This window comes from Nocardioides sp. Root140, assembly GCF_001426745.1.
Classification (GTDB): domain Bacteria; phylum Actinomycetota; class Actinomycetes; order Propionibacteriales; family Nocardioidaceae; genus Nocardioides.
Genome location: NZ_LMFI01000013.1, coordinates 1 through 21,814 on the forward strand (window position 1 = coordinate 1; position 21,814 = coordinate 21,814).

Sequence of the window (21,814 nt, forward strand, 5' to 3'; positions counted from 1 at the left end):
CCGCGGGCAGGGCCTGCCTTTTGACACACTGTTGAGTTCTCAAGGATCAAGCGCGCACCGCACCCAGCCTCACGACCAAGCCCCGGGGCAACCTGACAAAACTTACCGGAGTGAGATTCGCACAGTCAAACTGAGCGGATCCAGCTTCGGTTCCTGATCCGGCGCACGAAGTGAGACTGATTTCTTTGGCCTCTCGGCACCTGGAAACCAGTCTCACGCAGACGTAGATCAGGGGGTGGCCGCCCGGTCCGGAGCCTCGCCTCTCGGCTTTGCTTCCCGGCGCTCGCTGGCGACAAAGAGAACATTATGCGAGGGCCAACAGACGGTCAAATCGAGACGACGTGACGGCGACCACATTAGCGTTTGTGCAGGTCAGAGGCACTTTGGCGAAATCAGCGCTGCGGCATCGACCGCTTCTGCCGGCGTACGGGCTCCCGCCAGGCGCAGCGCTTCGACCAGTTGCTCGGTCAGCGCCTCGTGCATCCGGTGCAGTTGTTCGGTGCCGCCGACCAGCGCCCACAGCGGCAGCCGACCGAGGAACGCACAGTCGGCGCCGAGCGAGAGGGCACCCATGATGTCGAGCCCGGAATGGACTCCCCCGTCGACGTACACCTGGGCGGAGCCGTCGCCGGCGGACCGCACGGCACGGGCGACGGCCGGCAGGGCCTGGGCCGTACTCACGGCTCGGTCCAGCTGGCGCCCACCATGGTTGGAGACCCAGACCGCGGCCGCTCCCGCCTCCACGCACGCCACCGCGTCGTCGGGGTGCAGCACGCCCTTGACCACCACCGGCAGCCCGGTCAGCTCACGTACGTGGGCGATGTCGTCGGTGCCGAGATTGCGGGCCTTGGCCGCGGCGGCCGCTTCATCCTGTCCGTCGGAGAAGTTCACCCGGAGCAGGGAGGGATCGAGCTCGTACCAGACCGTGGGTCCGTCGTCGTACTTCGTGCCGACCACCGGGGTGTCCAGGGTGAGCACGACCGCGGAGGCACCGGCGGAGACCGCGCGGGTCAGCAGCGGCTCCGCGAGCGCACGGTCCTCGGGCACGTACGCCTGCAGCCACCAACGCACCCCGGTCGCGCCGATGTCGTCGAACGGTGTACCGGCGTTGCTCGACACGACCATCAGGGAGCCGGCCTCGGCGGCGGCGCGTGCCATCGCCAGCTCACCGTCGGGATGCGCCGCGCGTTGCAGGGTTGTCGGTGCGACGGCGTACGGCACTGCGAGGTCAGCGCCGAGCACCGAGGTCGTCAGGTCGACCTCGCGGACGTCGCGCAGCACCCGTGGGACGAACCGGATCGACCGCCAGGCCTCCCGGGCCTCCGAGGCAGTCAGGCCCTCCCCCGCCCCTTGCTGGAAATAGCGGAAGACCGGAGCGGGCAGCGCCTGCCGTGCCGTCTCCTCGAGTCCGTCCAGCCAGCGCGCGTCCACTCCGGTCTCCATCAGCCGGGCCTCAGTCCCGCGCCTCGACGCCGACCATGGTCTTCTTGCCCCGTCGCAGGACCAGCCACGAGCCCCCGATGAAGTCGGACTCCACAGGGACGTAGTCGGGGTCCTCGATGCGCACGTTGTTGAGGTAGGCACCACCCTCGCCGATCGTGCGGCGCGCGTCCCCGTTGCTCTTGGCCAGCCCCGAGGTGACCATCAGCGCCACGACGTCTGGGACACCGTCTGCCCTCGAGAAGGAACCGGCCCCTGCCTCGCGCAACGCCGCGCCCAGCGTGGAAGGGCTCAGTGTCGTCAGGTCGCCGCGCCCGAACAGCGCCTGGGCCGCCGCCTTGGCGTGCTCGGTCTCCTCCTCACCGTGCACCAGGGTGGTGACTGCGTCGGCGAGGGCCTTCTGACCGGCGCGCAGGAACGGCTTCTCGGCCGTCTGCGCCTCGAGGTCCTCGATCTCCTGGCGGCTGAGGAAGGTGAAGATGCGCAGCAGCTCGCCGACCTTCTCGTCCTCGACGTTGAGCCAGAACTGGTGGAAGGCGTAGGGCGACATCATCGCCGGGTCGAGCCACAGGGCCCCACCCTCGGTCTTGCCGTATTTCGTGCCGTCGGCCTTGGTGATCAACGGCGTCGCGAAGGCGTGGGCGGTGGCCCCGTCGGAGCGGCGGATCAGCTCGACGCCGCCGGTGAGGTTGCCCCACTGGTCGGACCCGCCGAACTGGAGGGTGACGCCGTGCTGGCGGTGAAGGGTCAGGAAGTCCATCGACTGCAACAGGATGTAGCTGAACTCGGTGTAGCTGATCCCCGACTCGAGGCGCCGCTTCACCGTCTCGCGGGCCAGCATCCGGTTCACCGGGAAGTGCTTGCCGATGTCGCGCAGGAAGTCGATCACCGACATCGACTCGGTCCAGTCGTGGTTGTTCACCATCGTCGCTGCGTTCTCACCGTCGAAGGCGAGGAACGGCTCGATCTGGCGGCGTACCCGCTCGACCCACTCCTTGACGGTGTCGGCCGAGTTGAGGGTGCGCTCCCCCGAGTCGCGCGGGTCACCGATCATGCCGGTCGCGCCACCGACCAGGGCGTACGGCGTGTGGCCGGCGTCCTGGAGTCGCTTGGCAGTGATGATCTGCACCAGGTTGCCCATGTGGAGGCTCGGCGCGGTCGGGTCGAAGCCCACGTAGAACTTCACGCTCCCCGCGGAGAGCGCTTCACGCAGCGCGTCCGGGTCCGTCGAGTGGGCGATCAGTCCGCGCCACTCGAGGTCATCGAGGAGGTTCGGGTCGGTGGGCAACGTGGTTCCTTCCGCAGGAAGTCGAGAAATGGTCCGGGGCCAAGCCTGCCCCATCACCGGTGTCGTGGGGTAGCCGGTTTCACTCGTCGGTCCCTGCCCCCTCCTCGGAGGTGGAGCCTGCGCGCAGGTGTGCCACGGCCGCACGGTCGCCAGGCCCGTCGCGCTGCGCCAGCGCGTCGGCGATGCCCTGTCGTTGGGCGGCCGGCTTGTTGCCGCCGTACTTCTGCTTGGCCCGGACGTGGTCGATCCGGATTCGGAGCCCGCGGATTCCGGGCAGCTGCCGGCGGTCGGACTCGATTGCTGGGCTCGGCGTTACCCGCGTCGAGCCCGGCGGTTCGAAGTGCGCCAGCTGTCGGGCGAGGATGTCGGCCTTCGCCTCGGGGTCGTCGATCACCGTCGCGTGCCCGTGCAGCTGGAGAGCCGAGTAGTAGGACGTCGGTACGCCGAGCGCGGGATCGTCGCCCGGGTCGGAGTTCATCGCGGCGTCGACGTAGGTCCAGTCGCCGATCAACGAGAGGACCACACGGTCGTCGGACTCCAACGCCCGCCAGACCGGGTTCGGCCGGGCGAGGTGGAGCAGGACCTCGTCGCCCTCGACGATGAAGTGGGTCGGCACGATGACGGGCCAGCCGTCGACATGGCCGGCGGTGACGAGCTGGCCGAAGTCGTTGCCGGGCACGAGTCGGTGCCAGTCGTCGACGGAGTCCCAAGGATGGATCAGCATGGCTCGATCATGCCTTTCGTGCGCGGGGCTTGGCGGGGCGGTAGGCAGAGACGGTCGAATCGTCGGTCAACCAGAAGCGCCACGGCCAGTCGGGGGCGGGCCGCAGTCCCACCCGAGGACCGGTGCTGATCGCCGAGGTCGGCGCCGCTGCTGACAGGGCCAGCGTGATCGGGCCGGTGGCCAGGTCGTTGCCGTCGTCGTCCAGGCCGATGCCGAGCGCCGTGCACAGGCGGGCCGGTCCCCGGGCCAGGTCGCGGTCGCTGCTCCTCGGACGACGCGACCTCGCCACCTCGACACCACTGACCACCTCGCCGGCCCGCAACAGCACGGCCCCGGCGGTGCCCTCCTCACGACACACGACGTTGGCGCACACGTGCATGCCGTAGGTGAAGTAGCAGTAGAGGTGACCGGGTGGGCCGAACATCACCCCGTTGCGACGCGTCGGGCCGCGGTGAGCGTGGGAGCCCGGGTCGTTCGCACCGTCGTACGCCTCGACCTCGGTGAGCCGCACGGCGACGTCGCCGTACGAGACCACGGCGCCGAGCAGCAACGGGGCCACCTCGAGCGGTGCCCCCGCGAGTACGTCGAGACCGGTCGGTCGGGACACGTTCCCGCGCTGCCCCTCAGGACTCGCCGAGCCGGCCGCGGTGCGCCGCCGCGGCCGCACCGAGCTCGGCCAGCTGCTCGCGCACCCGGTCGGGTGCGGTGCCGCCGCGGCCGTTGCGCGAGGCCACGGATCCCCCGGCGGTCAGCACGTCGCGGACCGCGGGAGTGAGGGTCGGGTGGATCTCGGCGAACTGCTCGTCGCTGAGCTCGTGCAGCTCGATGCCGAGCTCCTCGCAGCGGCGCACGCAGGCCCCTGCGACCTCGTGGGCGATGCGGAACGCAACGCCCTCCCGCACCAGCCACTCGGCGATGTCGGTGGCCAGCGAGAAGCCCTGCGGGGCCAGCTCGGCCATCCGCTCGGTGTTGAAGGTGAGCGTGGCGACCATGCCGGTGAAGGCCGGCAGCAGCACCTCGAGGGTGTCGACGGAGTCGAAGACAGGCTCTTTGTCCTCCTGCAGGTCGCGGTTGTAGGCCAGGGGCAGCGCCTTCAGCGTGGCCAGGAGCCCGCCCACGTTGCCGATCAGGCGACCGGCCTTGCCGCGCGCCAGCTCGGCGATGTCGGGGTTCTTCTTCTGCGGCATGATGCTCGACCCGGTCGACCACGAGTCGTGGAGCTTGACGAACTCGAACTCGCGCGTCGACCAGAGGATGACCTCCTCGGCCAGGCGGCTGACGTCGACCCCGATCATCGCGGTGAAGAAGGCGAACTCGGCCACGAAGTCGCGGGCCGCCGTGCCGTCGATCGAGTTGGCGGTGGAACCGCTGAAGCCCAGCTCCGCGGCCACGCGTTCGGGGTCGAGGCCCAGGCTCTGGCCGGCCAGTGCCCCCGAGCCGTACGGCGAGTCGGCGGCGACCCGGGCGTCCCAGTCGCGGATCCGCTCGACGTCGCGCAGCAGCGGCCAGGCGTGGGCCAGCAGGTGGTGGCTGAGCAGCACCGGCTGGGCGTGCTGGAGGTGCGTGCGGCCGGGCATGATCGCGCCCAGGTGGGCGTCGGCCTGGGCCTGCAGCGCGTCGACCAGGTCGAGCACCTGACCAGCGATCACCTTCGCGTGGTCGCGGAGGAACACCTTGAACAGGGTGGCGATCTGGTCGTTGCGGGAGCGTCCGGCGCGCAGTCGTCCGCCGACGTCCGGCCCGACCTCTTCGAGCAGGAGCCGCTCGAGGGCGCCGTGCACGTCCTCGTCGCCGGGGTCGGGGGCGAGGTCGCCGGCGGCGTACTTCTCCCCGAGGGCGCCGAGTCCGCGCAGGAGCTCGGCGTGGTCGGCGTCGGTGAGGAACCCGGCGGCGTGCAGCACGTTGGCGTGCGCGCGCGACCCGGCCAGGTCATAGGGCGTCAGGCGCCAGTCGAAGTGGGTGGAGCGGGACAGGGCGTCGAGCTCGGGGCTCGGACCGCTCCCGAAGCGTCCGCCCCAGAGCTTGCCGGTGTTGGTGGTGCTGTCCTGGGTCACGGGAGTCCTCGGTGTCGGTCGGGGTGGGCGGCGGATGTGCACGCGGTGTCGGTCGGGGTGGGTGGCGGATGGGCGCGCAGTGTCTGTGGAGGTGGGCGGCGGTCACGCCGTACGGCTGTTGGCGAAGCCCAGGAAGCGTTGCGCCAGCGCATCGCCCCCGGTGGGGGTGCGGCCGATCACCAGCACGGTGTCGTCGCCGGCGATGGTGCCGAGCACGTCGCCGATCTCGGCCTTGTCGAACGCGGAGGCGAGGAACTGCGCGGCCCCCGGTGGGGTGCGAAGGACGACCAGGTTGGCGCTCGCCTCGGCACTGACCAAGAGCTCGGCGCACAGGCGTGCCAGTCGGGCGTTGGCCGCCGAGCTGTCGCGCGGGCTGGTCGGAGTGCGGTCGCCACCCTCGGCGGGCACGGCATAGACCAGACCACCGTCGCGAGCGCGGACCTTGACCGCGTCGAGCTCGACGAGGTCGCGCGACAGCGTCGCCTGGGTCGCGTTGACGCCGCGGGCCGCGAGGAACTCGGCCAGCTCGACCTGGGACTTGACCTCCTGGTGTGCGAGCAGCTCGATGATCAGCTGCTGGCGCGCGTTCTTGGTCAACGGTGTGAGCGCCTGCTCGTTCATCGTCGGGCCTCCAACCACATCATCACGGCCTTCTGGGCGTGTCGACGGTTCTCCGCCTCCTGCCACACGACGCTGTCGGGGCCGTCGATCAGCTCGGCCTCGATCTCCTTGCCGCGGTACGCCGGCAGGCAGTGCATGGCGATCGCGTCGGACTTGGCGTGGGCCAGGAGCGCACTGGTCAGGGAGTACGGCGCGAGCGCAGCCAGGCGGTCGGCCGACTCGGCCTCCTTGCCCATCGAGACCCACGTGTCGGTGATGACGATGTCGGCTCCGGCGACCGCGGCGACCGGGTCGCGCTCGAGGCCGACCGATCCCCCGGTCTCGGCGGCGATCTTGGCCGCGTGGCCGACGATCGACTCGCTGGGCTCGTAGCCCTCCGGCGAGCTGACCACCACGTGCATGCCCGCCGTGGCGCCGGCGATCAACCACGAGTTGCCCATGTTGCAGGCCCCGTCGCCGACGAACGTCGCACGCAGCCCGGCCAGCGGCCCCTTGCGCTCGATCACGGTGAGCAGGTCGGCCAGCAGCTGGCAGGGGTGGAAGTCGTCGCTGAGCGCGTTGATCACCGGGATGCCGGCCCACGCGGCCATCGTCTCGAGCCGTGCGTGGTCGTTGGTGCGCCACACGACCTGCGCGACCTGCCCGGCCAGCACGCGGGCGACGTCCTCGACCGACTCGCGGACCCCGATCTGGGCGAGGTCTCCGTTGATCACCATCGCGTTGCCGCCGAGCTCGGCGATGCCGGCGGAGAACGACGTCTGGGTGCGCAGGGTCGGCTTGTCGAAGATCATCGCGACCGTGCGCGGACCGGCCAGCGGCTTGTGGTCGTACGGCGCCGCCTTGAGCTCGACCGCGAGGGCCAGCACCTCGGCCTGCTCGGCCGGCGTCAGGTCGTCGTCGCGCAGCAGGTGGCGGGTCATGGCACGACTCCGACTCCGGCCGCGTCGAGAATCCCGGGCCAGGCTGCGAGGAACGAGTCGACGTCCGCATCTGTGAGCACCAGCGGCGGGGCGAGGCGGATCCGGTCAGGCGTCGGGTTGTTGATGATGAACCCCTGCTCGAGTGCCTTGGCGGTCACCTCGGCGGAGGACTCCGTGGTCAGCGTGAGGCCGATCAGCAGGCCCGCGCCACGCACCTCCGTCACGCGCGGGTCGGCGGCCAGGCCCTCGGACAGTCGCTTGCCCAGGTCGGTGACCCGGGCGAGGAGGTCCTCGGCCTCGATGGTGTGGAGCACGGCCAGTGCGGCCGCGGTCGCGACCGGGTTGCCGCCGAACGTGGTGCCGTGGTTGCCCGGCTCGAGCAGCGATGCGGCCTTGCCGAGTCCGAGGGTGGCGCCGATCGGGATGCCGCCACCCAGTCCCTTGGCCAGCGTGATGATGTCGGGCGTGACACCGGAGTCGGCGTACGCGAACCAGGCGCCGGTGCGGGCGATGCCGGTCTGGATCTCGTCGAACCAGAGCAGGGCGCCGTGCTCGCTGGTGATGCGGCGGGCGTCGGCGAGGTAGCCCTCGGGGGCCACGTTGACGCCGGCCTCCCCCTGCATGGGCTCCAGGATCACCGCGGCGGTCCGGTCGGTGACCGCGGCGGCCAGCGCATCGGAGTCGCCGTAGGGAACGAACGTGACGTCGCCCGGGAGCGGCTCGAAGGGCTCGCGGTAGGCAGCCTTCGCAGTCAGCGCGAGCGCACCCATGGTGCGGCCGTGGAAGGCGTTCTCGGCGGCCACGACGTGGGTGCGGCCGGTGCGGCGGGTCAGCTTGAACGCCGCCTCGTTGGCCTCGGTGCCCGAGTTGGAGAAGAACACCCGGCCGGGCTCGCCGACGAGCTCGAGCAGCTTCTCGGCCAGCTCGATCTGGGGGCCACTGGCGAAGAAGTTGGAGATGTGGCCGAGCGTCTGCAGCTGGTTGGTGACCGCCTCGACGAGGGCCGGGTGGCCGTGGCCGAGCGCGTTCACCGCGATGCCGCCGAGCAGGTCGACGTACTCCTTGCCGTCGGCGTCCCACACGTGGGCGCCCTGCCCGCGGGTGAGCACCAGCTTCGGCGGGCCGAACGTGTTCATCACCGAGTCGGCGTACCGCTCGGTCCAGGTCGCGGTCATCAGGACTCCTTCACGACGGGAGGGTTCTTCGCCTGCCGGATCACGGTGTCGACGCCGGGCAGCACCTGGGTGCCGATGCCCTCGTCGGTGAAGAGCTCGAGGAGTACGGCGTGCGGCTCGCGGCCGTCGACGACCGTCGCCCGCTTCACGCCGTCACGCACGGCCTGGAGGCAGGCCTGCATCTTCGGCACCATGCCGCTGGCCAGCGAGGGCATCAGGGTCTCGAGGCCCTCGGGACTGATCTGGCCGATCACGTCGGAGCTGTTCGGCCAGTCGCGGTAGAGGCCCTCGACGTCGGTGAGCACGAGCAGCTTCTCGGCACCCAGGGCCGCGGCGAGCGCCGCGGCGGCGGTGTCCGCGTTGACGTTGTGCACCAGTCCGGCCTCGTCGGGTGCCACGCTGGAGATCACCGGCACCCGGCCGGCCTCGACCAGGTCGAGCACGGACTCGGGGCGCACCCTCGCCACCTCACCGACTAGGCCGAGATCGACCTCTTCGCCGTCGACGATGGTGTTGGTGGGCTCGGCGGTGAACAGGCCGGCGTCCTCACCGGAGAGGCCGACCGCGATCGGACCGTGCTGGTTGACCAGCCCGACCAGCTCGCGCTGGACCTGCCCGACGAGCACCATGCGTACGACGTCCATGGCCTCGGGCGTGGTGACCCGCAGGCCACCGCGGAACTCGGACTCGATTCCGAGGCGGTCGAGCATCTTGGAGATCTGGGGGCCGCCGCCGTGCACCACGACCGGCTTGAAGCCGGCGAACCGGAGGAACGCGATGTCTTCTGCGAACGCCTTCTTCAAGGTGTCGTCGGTCATCGCGTTGCCGCCGTACTTGATCACGACGATCTTGCCGTTGTAGGCCTTCAGCCAGGGCAGGGCCCCGGCCAGCGTTGCGGCCTTGGCGGTCTCGGGACTCTGTTCGGTGTCTGTCATGAGGAGTACGCGCTGTTCTCGTGGACGTAGGCGTGGGTCAGGTCGTTGGTCCAGACCGTGGCCCGCTCGTTGCCTGACTTGAGGTCGATGGTGACGGTGACGTCGCGACCGGTGAGGTCGACGCCGGCGGGGTCCTCGGCAGGGGTGCTCTTGCGGCAGACCCACACGCCGTTCATCGCGACGTCGAGGTCGGCCGGGTCGAAGGCGGCCTGCGTGGTGCCGAGGCTGGCCAGCACGCGTCCCCAGTTGGGGTCGTTGCCGAAGACCGCGGCCTTGAACAGGTTGCTGCGCGCCACCGAGCGGCCCGCCTCGACGGCGTCGTCCTCGGACGCCGCGTTGAGCACGGTGATCGCGATCTCGTGGTCGGCGCCCTCGGCGTCCTTGAGCAGCTGCATGGCCAGGTCGGTGCAGGCCTGGGTGAGCGCGTCGGTGAAGTCGGCAAGGGTCGGCGTGATGCCGGAGGCCCCGCTGGCCATCACCGTGACGGTGTCGTTGGTGCTCATGCAGCCGTCGGAGTCGAGCCGGTCGAAGCTGACCCGGGTCGCGGCGCGGAGTGCCTGGTCGAGGTCCGCGGCGGGGACGACCGCATCGGTGGTGAGCACCACGAGCATGGTGGCCAGCTGCGGTGCCAGCATGCCCGCGCCCTTGGCCATGCCGCCGATCTTCCAACCGGCGCCCTCGATGACGACCTTCTTGCTCACGCTGTCGGTGGTCATGATCGCCTCGGCCGCGTCGACGCCGCCGTCGGCGGAGAGCGCGGCATGGGCCGCGTCGACACCGTCGAGGAGGTTCTGGCGCGGGTTGGCGAGACCGATCAGACCGGTCGAGCAGACCACGACGTCGATCGCGCCGATGCCCAGCTTGCCGGCCACCTGCTCGGCGACCGCGTGGGTGGTCTGGAAGCCTTCGGTGCCGGTGTAGCAGTTGGCGCCGCCCGAGTTCAGCACGACGGCGCGCACGACGCCGTCCTTGACGACCTCCTGGCTCCACAGGATCGGGTTGGCCTTGCAGCGGTTGGCGGTGAAGACGGAGGCGGAGTCGTAGGTGGGGCCCTGGTTGACGACGAGGGCGAGGTCCTTGGCGCCGGTGGACTTGAGCCCGGCGGCGACGCCTGCGGCAATGAATCCCTGGGGTGCGGTGACGGTCATTTCTTCTTGCTCTTTCGCGGAGGGGTGACGGGGACGGCGGCGGCAACGGTGTGCCCTCGTCGTCGCCATGCCTCGGTCGCGTCGTCGACCAAGCTCTGCGGCACCAGGATCCAGTCGGTGTCGAACGTGGAGATCGTGAAGACGCTGATCTCGGCCTCGGCCAACGGCTGCAGCAGCTCGACCAGGACGCCGTACAGCTCGAAGTCGAGCGGGCCCTGGACGGCGAACGCGGTGAACGGCTTCTGGCTCTGCACCTTGGTCGGGACACTGCGCGTGGCGCAGACCAACGAGGTCTCGGTGGCCGTCGCGGTGATCGAGAGCAACGAGGAGGCCTCGGCCCAGTCTGGGATCTCGGCGCCCGGTGCCAGCCGGACTACGGCCAGCTTCTCGGGGAACTGCTGGAGGTTGAAGGTCCGTGCGTCGGTCATGGGGCGAGTCCGATCGTGGGGAGTCCGGTGGTTTCCTCGAGTCCGAGCGCGAGGTTCATGCACTGTACGGCGGCGCCGGCCGTGCCCTTGGCGAGGTTGTCGACCGCACCGACGGCGATGAGCCGGCCGGCCGCCTCGTCGACGGTCACCTGCACGTGCACCATGTTGGAGCCGATCACCGACTTGGTCTGGGGCCACATGCCCTCGGGCAGCACGTGCACGAACGGCTCGTCGGCGTACGCCTCGGTGTAGAGGGCGTAGGCCTGCTCCGCGGTGAGGTCACCGGAGAGGGGCGCCGAGACGGTGGCCAGGATGCCGCGCGGCATCGGCACCAGCATCGGGGTGAAGCTGACCTTCACCTCGGACTCGGTGAGCAGGTTGAGGTTCTGGATGATCTCGGGCGTGTGGCGGTGGACCCCGCCGACGCCGTACGCACTGGCGTTGCCCATCACCTCGCTGCCGAGCAGGTGCGTCTTGGCGGCCTTGCCGGCGCCGGTGGTGCCGCTGGCGGCGACCACGACGATGTCGTTCTGGATCACGCCGGCGCTGACCGCGGGGGCAATGGTCAGCGTCGAGACCGTCGGGTAGCAGCCGGGCACCGCGATGCGGCGGGCTCCGCGCAGCTCCTCGCGCTGCTGGGCGAGCTCGGGGATGCCGTAGGGCCAGGCCCCGGCGTGCGTGCCGCCGTAGAACTTCTCCCACACGCTTGCGTCGGTCAGCCGGAAGTCGGCCCCGCAGTCGATGACGACGACGTCGTCACCCAACGCGTTGGCCACCTCGGCGGAGGCGCCGTGCGGCAGGCCGAGGAAGACCACGTCGTGGCCGGCCAGCACCTCGGGGGTGGTGGGCTCGAGGGTGCGCCCGGCGAGCGGCACGAGGTGCGGCTGGAGACGGCCGAAGGACTCCCCCGCGTTGGAGCCGCCGGTGAGCGCCCCGATCTCGACGTTGGGATGGGCCAGCAGCAGGCGGAGGACTTCGCCGCCCGCATACCCGCTGGCCCCGGCTACTGCGACGGAGATCTTGTCGGACATGTGCATGACTATACACATGTATGCATGACATCGCATATTGGGTTTCGGGTCTGGCCGCGGACCCCTAGCGTGTGCGCCATGACGCGACTTTCGTACGACGCCTACCTCGACCACCTTCGCACGGATTCGGCGCGCTTCGCAGCGGTGCTCGCCGACGCCGACCCCACCGCACGTGTTCCTGCGTGCCCCGACTGGGACGCCGCCGACCTGCTCTGGCACCTCACCGGTGTCCAGGACTTCTGGGCGTGGATCATCGAGAACCGACCGGCCTCCCCCGACGACTACACCGAGCCCGAGCGGCCCGCGTCGTACGACGACCTGCTCGCGCTCTTCGACAAGCGGTCGGCCGCGCTGGTCACCGCCCTCGAGGCGGCCGACCCGGCGCACCCCGCCTGGACCTGGTCGACCGAGCAGACTGTCGCGTTCACGTTCCGCCGCCAGGCACACGAGGCGCTGATCCACCGGGTTGACGCCGAGCAGGCGGCCGGGCTGCCGAGCGACCTCGACGCGCGGCTGGCCGCCGACGGCGTGCAGGAGGTCCTCGACGTCATGTTCGGCGGCACTCCCCCGTGGGGCACGTTCACCGGGGGCGATCACCACGTGCGGGTCGACTCGATCGACACCGACCACCACGTGTGGGTGCAGCTGGGCCGGTTCACCGGCACCGACCCGGAGGGCACCAGCCACGACGAGGACGACATCAACGTGGTCGCCGATCCCGGGGTCGAGCCCGACGTCGTGGTGGCAGGGAAGGCGGCCGACCTCGATGCCTGGTTGTGGAGGCGCGCCGACGACTCGGCCATCACGGTGGCCGGCGAGCGGTCGACGTACGACCTTTTCCGCAGCTGCGTCAACCACCCGATCAACTGATGCTCGAGATGGTGACGGTTGGTCCCGAGCGGGCCATGTTGGTCAACATGCTCGAGATCAACCGGCAGTCGCTGATCGAGTGCGTGGAGGGGCTGTCCGAGGATGATGCGCGACGCCGGCTGGTCCCATCACTGACCACACCCCTGGCGTTGTTGAAGCACGTTGCCTGCGCCGAGCGCAGCTGGTTCCAGCGTCGGGTCGCGGCGCTGCCGGAGTCGGAGTGGGACGGCTACGGGTACGGCGACGACGCCAGCTTCGCGGTCACCGCCGACGACACGGTGGAGTCGGCGGTCGCCGAGCTGCGCGCGGCGGCCCGGCGGGGTCGCGAGATCGCCGATCCGCTGGACCTCGACTTCACGATCGAGCACGACCACTTCGGGGCGGTGAGCCTGCGCTGGATCTACCTGCACATGATCCGGGAGGTGGCCCGGCACGCAGGTCATGCCGACATCCTGCGCGAGCAGATCGAGGCCGCACCAGCCGGCAGTTCTTGATGCTCGAACCTGCAGTCCTTGCGTCGAGGCATGCGGGTTCGAGGCGCAACAACTGCAGGCTCGTGGGTCAGGCCCCGGAGATGCCGGTGCGGTGCCGTTGGGCCAGCTCGGCGTAGTACGGCGGGTTCGCCTCGACCCAGAACTCCGCCGAGGTGCCGGCGATCGGCTTCTTGACCTGTGCCGGTGATCCCGCCGCCAGTACGCCCTCGGGGATCGCGGTGCCCGGTGTCAGCAACGACCCCGCGGCCACCAGGGATCCGGCGCCGAGTGAGGTGCCGTCGAGCATCGTCGAGCCGTTGCCCAGCAACGCCTTCTCGCCGAAGGTGGCGCTGTGCACGATGCAGCTGTGCGCCACGGTCGCGCCCGCGCCGATCTCGACGACCGAGTCGGGAGTGCCGTGCACGACCGAGTTGTCCTGGATGTTGGCACCCTCGCGCACGATGATGCGGCAGTCGTCGGCGCGCAGCACCGCGCCGTACCAGACGCTGGCGCCCTTCTCGATGACGACGTCCCCGATCAGGGTGGCGGTCGGCGCGACGAACGCCTCGGGATGGACCTCCGGGCGCTTGCCCTCGAACTCGAACAATGGCATGCGCCGACCCTAAGGCTGGCCGCGTAGCGCGGCACGGTCAGGGCCGGGGCACACGTCAAGAATCCACGGTTCGGCCATCAAGAATCCACGGTTCGCGCATCAAGAGCACGCGGTTCGTGACGTCAGCGCTGGACGGCTCCGAGGCGTTCCGCGGCCAGGGCCACGGCGGCGTCGCGGGCGGCACCGGACTCACCCTCCTTGAGGGTGCGGTCGGGCGCCCGGAAACGCAGCGCGAAGGCCAGCGACTTCTTGCCCTCGCCGACCTGCTCGCCGGTGAACACGTCGAAGAGGCGCACCGACTCCAGGAGCTCGCCGGCACCCTCACGCAGCACCGCCTCGACGTCGGCGGACGGCACGGACGCGTCGACCACGAGGGCGACGTCCTCCTTGGCGACCGGGTACGACGCGAAGTGCGGGCTGGGCGTGACGACCTGGGCCAGGCGCAGCAGCGCGTCGAGGTCGATCTCGGCCGCAGCGGACCGCGCCGGGACGCCGTACGCCTTGCAGACCTTGGGGTGCAGCTCGCCGGCGTGGCCGAGCACGGTCTCGCCGACGCGGATCTCGGCACAGCGGCCGGGGTGCCACGGAGCGAGCGCCGCGGCGGTCACCTCGACCTCGACACCCAGCGCACCCGCGGCGTCGCGGACGGCGCCGATCGCGTCGGACCACGATCCCTGACGCCCCTCGCCCCACCAGCCGGAGCGCTCGCGCTGTCCGGTCAGTGCGAGCGCGAGGTGCTGGGGCTGGTGCGGGACGGCCTTCTCGATCGCGGCCCACTCCTCGTCGGTCGGGCGGCGGTCGACACCGAGGATCGGCGCGGCCTCCTCCCCCGTGGGCAGGAACACGAGTCCGGTCTCGAACAGGGAGGTGTCGGCGTTGCCGCGGGCCACGTTGAGGCCGAGCGACCGGAGCACGCCCGGCAGCAGCGTCGTCGCGAGCTGGGGCTCCTCGGCGTTGAGCGGGTTGGCCATGCGGATCGTGCGGCGCCGCTCGTCGTCGTCGGGCAGGCCCAGGTTGGCCCAGTCGGAGTCGCCGACGAACGGGTAGCTGATCGACTCGGTCCAGCCGGCGCCGGCGAGCACGAGGCCCACGCGTCGGCGGAGCTTCTGGGCGACGGGGAGCCCGCGGCCCGAGGGCGCCGGGGGCAGCACCGAGGGCACCTTGTCGTAGCCGACGATGCGGGCGACCTCCTCGACCAGGTCGAACGGGTCGCTCATGTCGGGGCGCCACGGCGGCACCGTCGCGGTGAGCGTGTCGCCGTCGACGACGACCTGGCAGCCCACCTTCTCGAGGTTGGCCACGGCGGTCCCGGCGCTGATCTCCATGCCGGTGACCCGCGCGGAGAGGTCGGTGGCGGCCGTGACGGTACGACGAGCAGGTGCCTCGCCCACGACCGTCACACCGGGGTCGGCGGTGGCGCCGCCGAGCTCGACCATCAGCTCGACCACACGGTCGGCGGCTGCGGCCGGCAGCTCGGGGTCGACCCCACGCTCGAAGCGCTTGGAGGCCTCGGAGGGCAGCTTGTGCCGACGCTCGGTGCGGAAGATGGACACCGCGTCGAAGTGGGCGGCCTCGATCACCACGTCGGTGGTGCTCCCGGACAGCTCGGTGGTCTCGCCGCCCATGGTGCCGGCGATGCCGATCGGCCCGGAGTCGTCGGTGATCAGCAGGTCTTCGGCGCTGAGCTTGCGCTTCTGGCCGTCGAGCGTGGTGAGCTTCTCGCCCTCGGTGGCACGGCGCACCCGGATCGCGCCGGACAGCTTCGACCGGTCGTAGCCGTGGATCGGCTGGCCGAGCTCGAGCATCACGTAGTTGGTGATGTCGACGCCCAGGGAGATCGGGCGCATGCCGGCGGCAGTGAGTCGCGTGACCATCCAGTCGGGGGTCGGCGCGGCCGGGTCGAAGCCGGTGACGCTGCGGGCCACGAAGACCGGGCAGCCGGCGACGTCGTCGACGACGACCGGGTACCCGTCGCCGTTGGCTGCGGGGACGTCCCGGTCGGCCGGGTCGCGGAACGGGACGTCGAACCCGATGCCGGTCTCACGCGCGATGCCGCGCAGCGACAGGGCGTAGGCCCGGTCGGGGTTGATCTCGAACTCGATGATCGAGTCGTTCATCGCGAGGACCTCGAACGCGTCGTCGCCGGGCCTGCCTGCCTCGGCGGGCAGCACGATGATGCCGTCGTGGTCTTCTCCGAGGCCTAGCTCGCGGGAGGAGCAGATCATGCCCGCGGAGATGTGGCCGTAGGTCTTGCGCGCGGAGATCTCGAAGTTGCCGGGCAGCACGGCGCCGGGCAGGCAGACGACCACCAGGTCGCCCTCGACGAAGTTGTGGGCTCCGCAGATGATGCCCTGCGGCTCACCCGTGCCGTTGGCGTCGGCCACGTCGACGGTGCACCAGTTGATCACCTTGCCGTTCTTCTGCGGCTCCTTCTCGATGGTCAGCACCCGGCCGACCACGAGGGGTCCGGTGATGGCGTCGGCAGGCGTCACCAGTGCTTCGAGCTTGAGGCCGAGCATGGTCAGCGTGGCGGCGAGCTCGTCGGACGTGACCGCGTCGGGCAGGTCGACGTACTCGCGGATCCAGGAAACAGGGGCCTTCATGGGTTCAGATCTCGATTCCGAAGGGCTGGGCGAAGCGGATGTCGCCCTCGAACACGTCGCGGAGGTCCTCGACGCCGTGACGGAACATCAGGGTGCGGTCGATGCCCATGCCGAAGGCGAAGCCGGTGTACTTCTCCGGATCGACGCCACAGGCGATGAGCACGCGTGGGTTCACGACACCGCAGCCGCCCCACTCGATCCAGCCTTCACCGCGACACGTGCGGCACTCGTCGGAGTTCACGCCACGGCAGACGAAGCAGACCAGGTCGACCTCGGCCGACGGCTCGGTGAACGGGAAGTACGACGGCCGGAACCGGGTCGTGATGCCCTCGCCGAACATGGCGGTGGCGAAGTGGTCGAGCGAGCCCTTGAGGTGGGCCATGGTGATGCCCTCGTCGATGACCAGGCCCTCGACCTGGTGGAAGACCGGCGAGTGCGTCGCGTCGATCTCGTCGGTGCGGTAGACCCGGCCGGGGCACACCACGTAGATCGGGGGCTCGCGGGTCAGCATGGTGCGGGCCTGCACCGGCGACGTGTGCGTGCGGAGCACCAGTGCGGCCTCGGCGGGCTCGAGCCAGAAGGTGTCCTGCATGGTGCGGGCCGGGTGGTCGGCGCCCATGTTGAGCGCGTCGAAGTTGAGCCACTCTGCCTCGACCTGCGGACCCTCGGCGACCTCCCAGCCCATCGCGACGAACACGTCGGCGATGCGCTCGGACATCATCGTGATCGGGTGCCGGGCGCCGGTCAGGGCGCGGTCGGTCGGCAGGGTGACGTCGACGGTCTCCTCGACGAGCATGCGCTCCTCGTGCTCGGCCTCGAGCACGGCGAGGCGCTGGCCGAGGGCCTTGTTGACCTCGCCGCGGGCCTTGCCGACGCGGGCGCCGGCCTCCTTGCGAGCCTGGGGCGGCAGGGCGCCGATCTCTCGGTTGGCCAGGGCCAGCGGGGACCGGTCACCGGCGTGCTCGAGGCGCACCTGCTTGAGTGCCTCGAGGTCCGCGGCCGCGGCGATCGCGGCGAGCGCGGCGTCGCGCTGGGCTTCGACCTCGTCGGCACGCAACGGCGTGACCTCGACGGGGTCGTAATCGGTGTTCGGTCCCGACATGACTGCCTTCCGGGAAGGGGGATGTGCCAGGGCCAGTCTAGGAAGTACGCCGCGGGCGCCGCGACCGGGTTTGGCCTGGTCTCACCCAGCGTCAGAGCTGGCGCCTGTCGTCCTCGGGCCACGCGGTCGCGATCCGGGCTCCCCCGGCGGGTGAATCTCCGATGGTGAGCACACCGCCGTGGGCCCGGACGAGCCCGTTCACGATGTACATGCCGAGCCCGGAGCCACCGCGCTCGCCGTGCTTCCAGAACTTGGTGAACACGCGGCGCCGCATCTCTTCGGGGATGCCGCTGCCCTCGTCGTCCACGGTCAGGAGTACGCCGTCGAAGTCGGCTTCCTCGGCGATCGCGGACAGGGTCACCGAGACCACGCCGTCGCCGTGCCGGATGCCGTTCTCGATCAGGTTGGTGATCACCTGGGTGAACTTGTCGGGGTCGACGTGGGCCTCGGGAAGGCCGGGCCCGACGGCGAGCTCGACCGGCCGGGAGGTGCCGGCGCGCACCGAGTCGACGACGCGTTGGACGAGCACCTCGAGGTCGGCGGGCCTCGGGAACAGGGAGAGCCGACCGGTGTCGATGCGGGCCACGTCGAGCAGCTCCGCGATCAGGCGGCTCAGCCGGTCGGAGTCGGCGTTGACCGTGGTGAGCATCAGCTTCTTCTGGTCGTCGTTGAGCTTGTCCCACCTGTTCAGGAGGGCCTGCACGAAGCCCTTCACCCCGGTGAGTGGAGAACGGATCTCGTGGGCCACGGTGGCGACCAGGTCGGAACGCTCCCGGTCGAGCCGGGCGCGTCCGCGTCCCGACCGCAGGCTCACCACGACCCGCTCGATCGGCTCGGTGAGGCTCGGGCGCAGGATGCGCGCGTTGACCAGCACCTCGGTGCCGTTGGGCAGCACCCACGGCTGCTCGGGCACGCCGGTGCGGGTGGCGAGACCGAGGTACGGCTGGTTGCGGTCGCACCAGGTCTCACCGGACTGGTCCTGGAGGACGAGGGCGTCCTTCAGCTTCTGACCGACCAGATCATCTGCTGACGTCGCACCGAGCATGCGGACCGCCTCGGCGTTGGCCAGCTCCACGACCTCGTCGTCCCCTGCGACGACCACGCCGTCGGGCAGCTGGTCGAGGGTCTCGCGGGCGGTCTGGTCCACAGGGCGAGGTTAGCGCCCGGGACGCGGTCGCGTGCGACGTTGCGTGGTGGGTGGTGCGGGCTCAGCGTTGCGCGCGGGCGGACGCGTAGAGGCAGACCGCGGCGGCGGTGGAGAGGTTGAGGCTCTCGGCCCGGCCCGTGATCGGGATGCGCACTCGGTGGTCGGCGAGCGCGGCCAGCTCTTCGGGAAGTCCCCAGGCCTCGTTTCCGAACAGCCACGCGGTGGGCCCGGCAAGGAGCTCGTCGGCCTCGAACAGGTCGATCTCTCCGGCGCCGTCGGCGGCCAGGACGACGAGTCCGGCGGCCTGTGCCCGGCGTACGGCCTCGGCGGGGTCGTCGACGACCGCGAGGGGGACGTGGAAGAGGCTGCCGACCGTGGCCCGCACCGTCTTCGGGTTGTGGGCGTCGACCGAGTTGCCGGCCAGGAGTACGGCGTCCGCGCCGGCGGCGTCACTCGTGCGGATCACCGTGCCGGCGTTGCCGGGATCGCGGACGTCGGCGCAGATCGTGACCAGGCGAGGTCCGCCGTCGAGCACGTGGTCGGCGGGTCGGTCGACGAAACGGCAGACCGCGATCACACCGGCCGGGTTGACCGCGTCGGAGAGCGAGGCGAGGGCCCGCTCGTCGACGGGCGTCCAGTCGACTTCTGCGGAGCTCGCGGCGACCCGCAGGTCGGCGTACTTCTCGGTGGCCTCGGGAGTGGCGAACACCTCGACCGCGCAGCCGCTCAGGGCCAGCGCTCCCTCGACGGCCTTGGGGCCGTCGGCGAGGAAGAGCCGGTGCTCGGCCCGAAATGACCGACGGGCGAGCTTCCGCGCGTTCTTGACCCTCGCGTTCCCGCTGGTCAGCGGGGTGGGGTCGTCGCGGAAGCTCGCCACGTCAGATCGTCCTTGCTGTCTGTCGGTGTGGTTTCGAGACAGGCGCTGGCGCGCCTTCCTCAACCCAAGGGTTTCGAGACAGGCGCTGGCGCGCCTTCCTCAACCACCGGTGAGACAGATCAGGCAGTCGCGTCTTCGCGGGGCGCGTTGACGTCCTCGGGGAGGTTGGCCTTGGCCAGCTCGACCAGGACGGCGAACGCCGGGGCGTCGTTGACGGCCAGGTCGGCGAGGATCTTGCGGTCCACCTCGACCTCGGCGGCCTTCAGGCCCTGGATGAAGCGGTTGTAGGTGAGGCCGTTCGCGCGGGCAGCGGCGTTGATGCGCTGGATCCACAGCTTGCGGAACTCGCCCTTCTTGGCCTTGCGGTCACGGTAGCTGTAGACCAGCGAGTGGGTGACCTGCTCCTTGGCCTTGCGGTACAGGCGCGAGCGCTGGCCCCGGTAACCGGATGCGCGCTCGAGAACTACCCGGCGCTTCTTGTGGGCGTTTACCGCCCGCTTGACGCGTGCCACTGTCTTACTCCTTGTTGCTCGAAAAGTTTGGGGGTGCGGTGTCCGCCGATCGGGGCGAGGTCACCAGCAGGAAGTTGGTCTCAGAGACCCAGCATCTTCTTGGCGGACTTGACGTCAGCCTTGGCCAGCTCGACGGTGCCGGTCATGCGGCGGGTCACCTTGGACGGCTTCTTCTCGAGGTTGTGGCGCTTGCCGGCCTTCTCGCGAAGGATCTTGCCGGTGCCGGTCACGCGGAAGCGCTTCTTGGCACCGGAGTGCGTCTTGTTCTTCGGCATCTCTCTGCTCTCTATCTCTGGATCTGGTGAACGTGGGGGGCCTGGACTCAGGCTTCGATCTCGGGATCGAGGTTCTCGGAGCGCTTGCGCTCCTTCTTCTGGGCCACGGGCTTGGTGCCGGCGGATGCCTTGCGGAACGAGGACTCCTCGGCCTCGCCCGCGGCGCGCTCGGCGGCCTTGGACTCCTTCTCGGCCTGCATCTCGACCTTGGCGTCGGCCTTCTTGCGGTGCGGACCGAGCACCATGATCATGTTGCGGCCGTCCTGCTTGGGCGAGCTCTCGACGAAGCCCAGCTCCTCGACGTCCTCGGCCAGGCGCTGGAGCAGCCGGAAGCCGAGCTCGGGGCGGTGCTGCTCACGACCGCGGAACATGATCGTGATCTTGACCTTGTCACCGGCCTTGAGGAAGCGGACGACGTGACCCTTCTTGGTCTCGTAGTCGTGCGCGTCGATCTTGGGACGAAGCTTCATCTCCTTGATGATCACGTTCGTCTGGTTGCGTCGGGCTTCACGGGCCTTCTGGGCGTTCTCGTACTTGAACTTCCCGTAGTCCATGAGCTTGCAGACGGGCGGCTTGCCCTGCGGCGCGATCTCGACGAGGTCGAGGTCAGCCTCCTGGGCAAGGCGCAGCGCGTCAGCCGTCGGCACGATGCCGACGGTCTCGCCGTTGGGTCCAACGAGCCGGACCTCGGAAACCCGGATCCGGTCGTTGATGCGCAGCTCTGTGCTGATGGGTCCTCCTGGGGACGATGGTGCAAATCTGTGGATGGAACGAATTCGCCCTTGTGGAACGAAAATGGGCTTCCGCTCATTCCAAGCGGAAGCCCAGTCTCCAGATGCACAGGTGCACCACGCGTCTCCATGCCTGCACCACGGCGTACGCCGCGCAGACCTGGTTCTGCGGACCGGACCCGACGACCTCGCGGTCGATGCGGGTGGGAAGTCGAAACCTCCGCTTGTCTGATCCACTCCGCCATGGGGTCATGGCAATGCAGATCGGTCGAGGGACAGACTACGCGCCCTCCGCCCACTCCCCCAAATCGACTCAGTCGGCCTCGGGCTGCAGCCAGGCCGAGCGGCCGTCGACCTCGACCAGCTGCCACCCCGCCGCGAGTCCTCGCAGGTCGTCGACCTCGACCACGAACGTCACCGGCCCGGCGACGTCGATGACCAGCGCCTCGGCCTCGTCCTGGAGCGCAGACTGGGCAGCGGCGATCGTGGGTACGGCGACCGGACGGGCCTCGGCGTTCCAGGCGGTGAGCTGCTCCGTGCCGGTGAAGGCCAGCAGGGCCATCCGGCCGTCGCCGCCCTGCATCAGCACCGCCGCCATGTCACTGGACTTGTCGTGGGCCAGGCCCTCGTCGTCGTACTCCACCTCGCCGAGCAGCGCGACCACGGGCACCAGCAGGCGCGAGGACTGCACGGCGGCCAACGCCTCGGCGTACCTGCTCCGATCCGCGGCGTACGCCGACAGGGCCTCGGCCACCTCGGGGAACTGCCCGCCGTCGTCGTCGGGAAAGGACGACTCGAGGATGCGGGCGCCCTCGAAGCGATCGGGATTGGGGTTCGTCATGGTGGC

The 21,814-nt window shown here is 70.1% G+C and carries 23 protein-coding genes; 2 read left to right on the top strand and 21 right to left on the bottom strand.

Translation table 11 applies throughout. The features are described 5' to 3' along the window. Nucleotides 1–372 precede the first annotated feature (372 nt). The 12 genes from ASD30_RS21280 to argC form a co-directional block, all read right to left on the bottom strand. Complete coding sequence (locus tag ASD30_RS21280) at nucleotides 373–1,443, bottom strand: alpha-hydroxy acid oxidase (RefSeq protein ID WP_056686828.1); 1,071 nt, start codon at nucleotides 1,441–1,443, stop codon at nucleotides 373–375. A gap of 10 nt (nucleotides 1,444–1,453) precedes the next feature. Continuing rightward, a complete protein-coding gene (gene tyrS / locus ASD30_RS21285) occupies nucleotides 1,454–2,728 on the bottom strand; it encodes a tyrosine--tRNA ligase (RefSeq protein WP_056686831.1) in 1,275 nt (424 codons plus the stop codon). A 79-nt stretch (nucleotides 2,729–2,807) separates the two neighbouring features. Next, the gene (locus tag ASD30_RS21290; RefSeq protein WP_056686834.1) at nucleotides 2,808–3,452 is read right to left on the bottom strand and encodes an FMN-binding negative transcriptional regulator; all 645 of its coding nucleotides are present in this window, start codon (nucleotides 3,450–3,452) and stop codon (nucleotides 2,808–2,810) included. 7 nt (nucleotides 3,453–3,459) lie between these two features. Further along, on the bottom strand, nucleotides 3,460–4,059 hold the full coding sequence (locus ASD30_RS21295; RefSeq protein ID WP_056687384.1) for a DNA-3-methyladenine glycosylase: 600 nt from the start codon (nucleotides 4,057–4,059) through the stop codon (nucleotides 3,460–3,462). Between the two features lie 16 nt (nucleotides 4,060–4,075). Next, nucleotides 4,076–5,506 carry an argininosuccinate lyase gene (gene argH, locus ASD30_RS21300; protein WP_056686837.1) on the bottom strand — a complete coding sequence of 477 codons (1,431 nt, stop codon included), beginning with the start codon at nucleotides 5,504–5,506 and terminating at the stop codon, nucleotides 4,076–4,078. 102 nt (nucleotides 5,507–5,608) lie between these two features. Continuing rightward, a complete protein-coding gene (locus ASD30_RS21305; RefSeq protein ID WP_056686840.1) occupies nucleotides 5,609–6,127 on the bottom strand; it encodes an arginine repressor in 519 nt (172 codons plus the stop codon). Further along, nucleotides 6,124–7,047, bottom strand: coding sequence for an ornithine carbamoyltransferase (argF, locus tag ASD30_RS21310; RefSeq protein ID WP_056686844.1), 924 nt, complete (start codon nucleotides 7,045–7,047; stop codon nucleotides 6,124–6,126). Before argF ends, ASD30_RS21305 begins: the two co-directional genes overlap by 4 nt. Next, nucleotides 7,044–8,222, bottom strand: coding sequence for an acetylornithine transaminase (locus tag ASD30_RS21315; RefSeq protein WP_056686847.1), 1,179 nt, complete (start codon nucleotides 8,220–8,222; stop codon nucleotides 7,044–7,046). The genes argF and ASD30_RS21315 overlap by 4 nt, the downstream gene beginning before the upstream one ends. Further along, nucleotides 8,222–9,157, bottom strand: a complete 936-nt coding sequence (argB, locus tag ASD30_RS21320) for an acetylglutamate kinase (RefSeq protein WP_056686850.1) — start codon at nucleotides 9,155–9,157, stop codon at nucleotides 8,222–8,224. The genes ASD30_RS21315 and argB overlap by 1 nt, the downstream gene beginning before the upstream one ends. After that, complete coding sequence (gene argJ, locus ASD30_RS21325; RefSeq protein WP_056686853.1) at nucleotides 9,154–10,305, bottom strand: bifunctional glutamate N-acetyltransferase/amino-acid acetyltransferase ArgJ; 1,152 nt, start codon at nucleotides 10,303–10,305, stop codon at nucleotides 9,154–9,156. Before argJ ends, argB begins: the two co-directional genes overlap by 4 nt. Beyond that, nucleotides 10,302–10,733, bottom strand: a complete 432-nt coding sequence (locus ASD30_RS21330; protein WP_056686856.1) for an ACT domain-containing protein — start codon at nucleotides 10,731–10,733, stop codon at nucleotides 10,302–10,304. Before ASD30_RS21330 ends, argJ begins: the two co-directional genes overlap by 4 nt. Then, nucleotides 10,730–11,770 (bottom strand): N-acetyl-gamma-glutamyl-phosphate reductase, encoded by a 1,041-nt coding sequence (argC, locus tag ASD30_RS21335; RefSeq protein WP_056686858.1) that lies wholly within the window; start codon nucleotides 11,768–11,770, stop codon nucleotides 10,730–10,732. Before argC ends, ASD30_RS21330 begins: the two co-directional genes overlap by 4 nt. A 72-nt stretch (nucleotides 11,771–11,842) precedes the next feature. On the opposite strand from argC, the gene ASD30_RS21340 reads away from it, so the two are divergent. Together ASD30_RS21340 and ASD30_RS21345 are read left to right on the top strand one after the other, a co-directional pair. After that, on the top strand, nucleotides 11,843–12,634 hold the full coding sequence (locus tag ASD30_RS21340) for a maleylpyruvate isomerase family mycothiol-dependent enzyme (RefSeq protein WP_056686861.1): 792 nt from the start codon (nucleotides 11,843–11,845) through the stop codon (nucleotides 12,632–12,634). Beyond that, nucleotides 12,634–13,128, top strand: coding sequence for a DinB family protein (locus ASD30_RS21345; RefSeq protein ID WP_056686864.1), 495 nt, complete (start codon nucleotides 12,634–12,636; stop codon nucleotides 13,126–13,128). Before ASD30_RS21340 ends, ASD30_RS21345 begins: the two co-directional genes overlap by 1 nt. 67 nt (nucleotides 13,129–13,195) lie before the next feature. On the opposite strand, the gene ASD30_RS21350 is transcribed toward ASD30_RS21345, so the two are convergent. From ASD30_RS21350 to ASD30_RS21390, 9 genes are all read right to left on the bottom strand, one after another. Further along, nucleotides 13,196–13,720: a gamma carbonic anhydrase family protein gene (locus ASD30_RS21350; protein WP_056686867.1), complete on the bottom strand. Its 525-nt coding sequence runs from the start codon at nucleotides 13,718–13,720 to the stop codon at nucleotides 13,196–13,198. Nucleotides 13,721–13,842: 122 nt separating this feature from the next. Next, nucleotides 13,843–16,323: a phenylalanine--tRNA ligase subunit beta gene (pheT, locus tag ASD30_RS21355; RefSeq protein WP_056686870.1), complete on the bottom strand. Its 2,481-nt coding sequence runs from the start codon at nucleotides 16,321–16,323 to the stop codon at nucleotides 13,843–13,845. Nucleotides 16,324–16,327: 4 nt separating this feature from the next. Then, nucleotides 16,328–17,425, bottom strand: a complete 1,098-nt coding sequence (pheS, locus tag ASD30_RS21360) for a phenylalanine--tRNA ligase subunit alpha (protein WP_056686872.1) — start codon at nucleotides 17,423–17,425, stop codon at nucleotides 16,328–16,330. Between the two features lie 91 nt (nucleotides 17,426–17,516). Then, nucleotides 17,517–18,572 (bottom strand): sensor histidine kinase, encoded by a 1,056-nt coding sequence (locus ASD30_RS21365; RefSeq protein WP_056686875.1) that lies wholly within the window; start codon nucleotides 18,570–18,572, stop codon nucleotides 17,517–17,519. 61 nt (nucleotides 18,573–18,633) lie between these two features. Continuing rightward, a complete protein-coding gene (locus ASD30_RS21370; RefSeq protein WP_056686878.1) occupies nucleotides 18,634–19,449 on the bottom strand; it encodes a TrmH family RNA methyltransferase in 816 nt (271 codons plus the stop codon). Nucleotides 19,450–19,568: 119 nt separating this feature from the next. Then, complete coding sequence (gene rplT, locus ASD30_RS21375) at nucleotides 19,569–19,961, bottom strand: 50S ribosomal protein L20 (protein ID WP_056686880.1); 393 nt, start codon at nucleotides 19,959–19,961, stop codon at nucleotides 19,569–19,571. Nucleotides 19,962–20,041: 80 nt separating this feature from the next. Beyond that, nucleotides 20,042–20,236 carry a 50S ribosomal protein L35 gene (rpmI, locus tag ASD30_RS21380; protein WP_056686884.1) on the bottom strand — a complete coding sequence of 65 codons (195 nt, stop codon included), beginning with the start codon at nucleotides 20,234–20,236 and terminating at the stop codon, nucleotides 20,042–20,044. Nucleotides 20,237–20,283: 47 nt separating this feature from the next. Then, the gene (gene infC / locus ASD30_RS21385) at nucleotides 20,284–21,033 is read right to left on the bottom strand and encodes a translation initiation factor IF-3 (protein WP_321163498.1); all 750 of its coding nucleotides are present in this window, start codon (nucleotides 21,031–21,033) and stop codon (nucleotides 20,284–20,286) included. A gap of 247 nt (nucleotides 21,034–21,280) precedes the next feature. Next, complete coding sequence (locus ASD30_RS21390) at nucleotides 21,281–21,808, bottom strand: SseB family protein (RefSeq protein WP_056686891.1); 528 nt, start codon at nucleotides 21,806–21,808, stop codon at nucleotides 21,281–21,283. Nucleotides 21,809–21,814 lie beyond the last annotated feature (6 nt).

What these genes read in the sequence shown, in the direction of transcription:
- ASD30_RS21350 (WP_056686867.1), bottom strand. Translation starts at nt 13,720, where the DNA reads ATGCCATTGTTCGAGTTCGAGGGCAAGCGCCCGGAGGTCCATCCCGAG.
- argB (WP_056686850.1), bottom strand. Translation starts at nt 9,157, where the DNA reads ATGACAGACACCGAACAGAGTCCCGAGACCGCCAAGGCCGCAACGCTG.
- ASD30_RS21330 (WP_056686856.1), bottom strand. Translation starts at nt 10,733, where the DNA reads ATGACCGACGCACGGACCTTCAACCTCCAGCAGTTCCCCGAGAAGCTG.
- ASD30_RS21305 (WP_056686840.1), bottom strand. Translation starts at nt 6,127, where the DNA reads ATGAACGAGCAGGCGCTCACACCGTTGACCAAGAACGCGCGCCAGCAG.
- argF (WP_056686844.1), bottom strand. Translation starts at nt 7,047, where the DNA reads ATGACCCGCCACCTGCTGCGCGACGACGACCTGACGCCGGCCGAGCAG.
- ASD30_RS21280 (WP_056686828.1), bottom strand. Translation starts at nt 1,443, where the DNA reads ATGGAGACCGGAGTGGACGCGCGCTGGCTGGACGGACTCGAGGAGACG.
- pheT (WP_056686870.1), bottom strand. Translation starts at nt 16,323, where the DNA reads ATGAAGGCCCCTGTTTCCTGGATCCGCGAGTACGTCGACCTGCCCGAC.
- ASD30_RS21315 (WP_056686847.1), bottom strand. Translation starts at nt 8,222, where the DNA reads ATGACCGCGACCTGGACCGAGCGGTACGCCGACTCGGTGATGAACACG.
- pheS (WP_056686872.1), bottom strand. Translation starts at nt 17,425, where the DNA reads ATGTCGGGACCGAACACCGATTACGACCCCGTCGAGGTCACGCCGTTG.
- argJ (WP_056686853.1), bottom strand. Translation starts at nt 10,305, where the DNA reads ATGACCGTCACCGCACCCCAGGGATTCATTGCCGCAGGCGTCGCCGCC.
- ASD30_RS21290 (WP_056686834.1), bottom strand. Translation starts at nt 3,452, where the DNA reads ATGCTGATCCATCCTTGGGACTCCGTCGACGACTGGCACCGACTCGTG.
- argC (WP_056686858.1), bottom strand. Translation starts at nt 11,770, where the DNA reads ATGCACATGTCCGACAAGATCTCCGTCGCAGTAGCCGGGGCCAGCGGG.
- rpmI (WP_056686884.1), bottom strand. Translation starts at nt 20,236, where the DNA reads ATGCCGAAGAACAAGACGCACTCCGGTGCCAAGAAGCGCTTCCGCGTG.
- ASD30_RS21340 (WP_056686861.1), top strand. Translation starts at nt 11,843, where the DNA reads ATGACGCGACTTTCGTACGACGCCTACCTCGACCACCTTCGCACGGAT.
- ASD30_RS21390 (WP_056686891.1), bottom strand. Translation starts at nt 21,808, where the DNA reads ATGACGAACCCCAATCCCGATCGCTTCGAGGGCGCCCGCATCCTCGAG.
- ASD30_RS21345 (WP_056686864.1), top strand. Translation starts at nt 12,634, where the DNA reads ATGCTCGAGATGGTGACGGTTGGTCCCGAGCGGGCCATGTTGGTCAAC.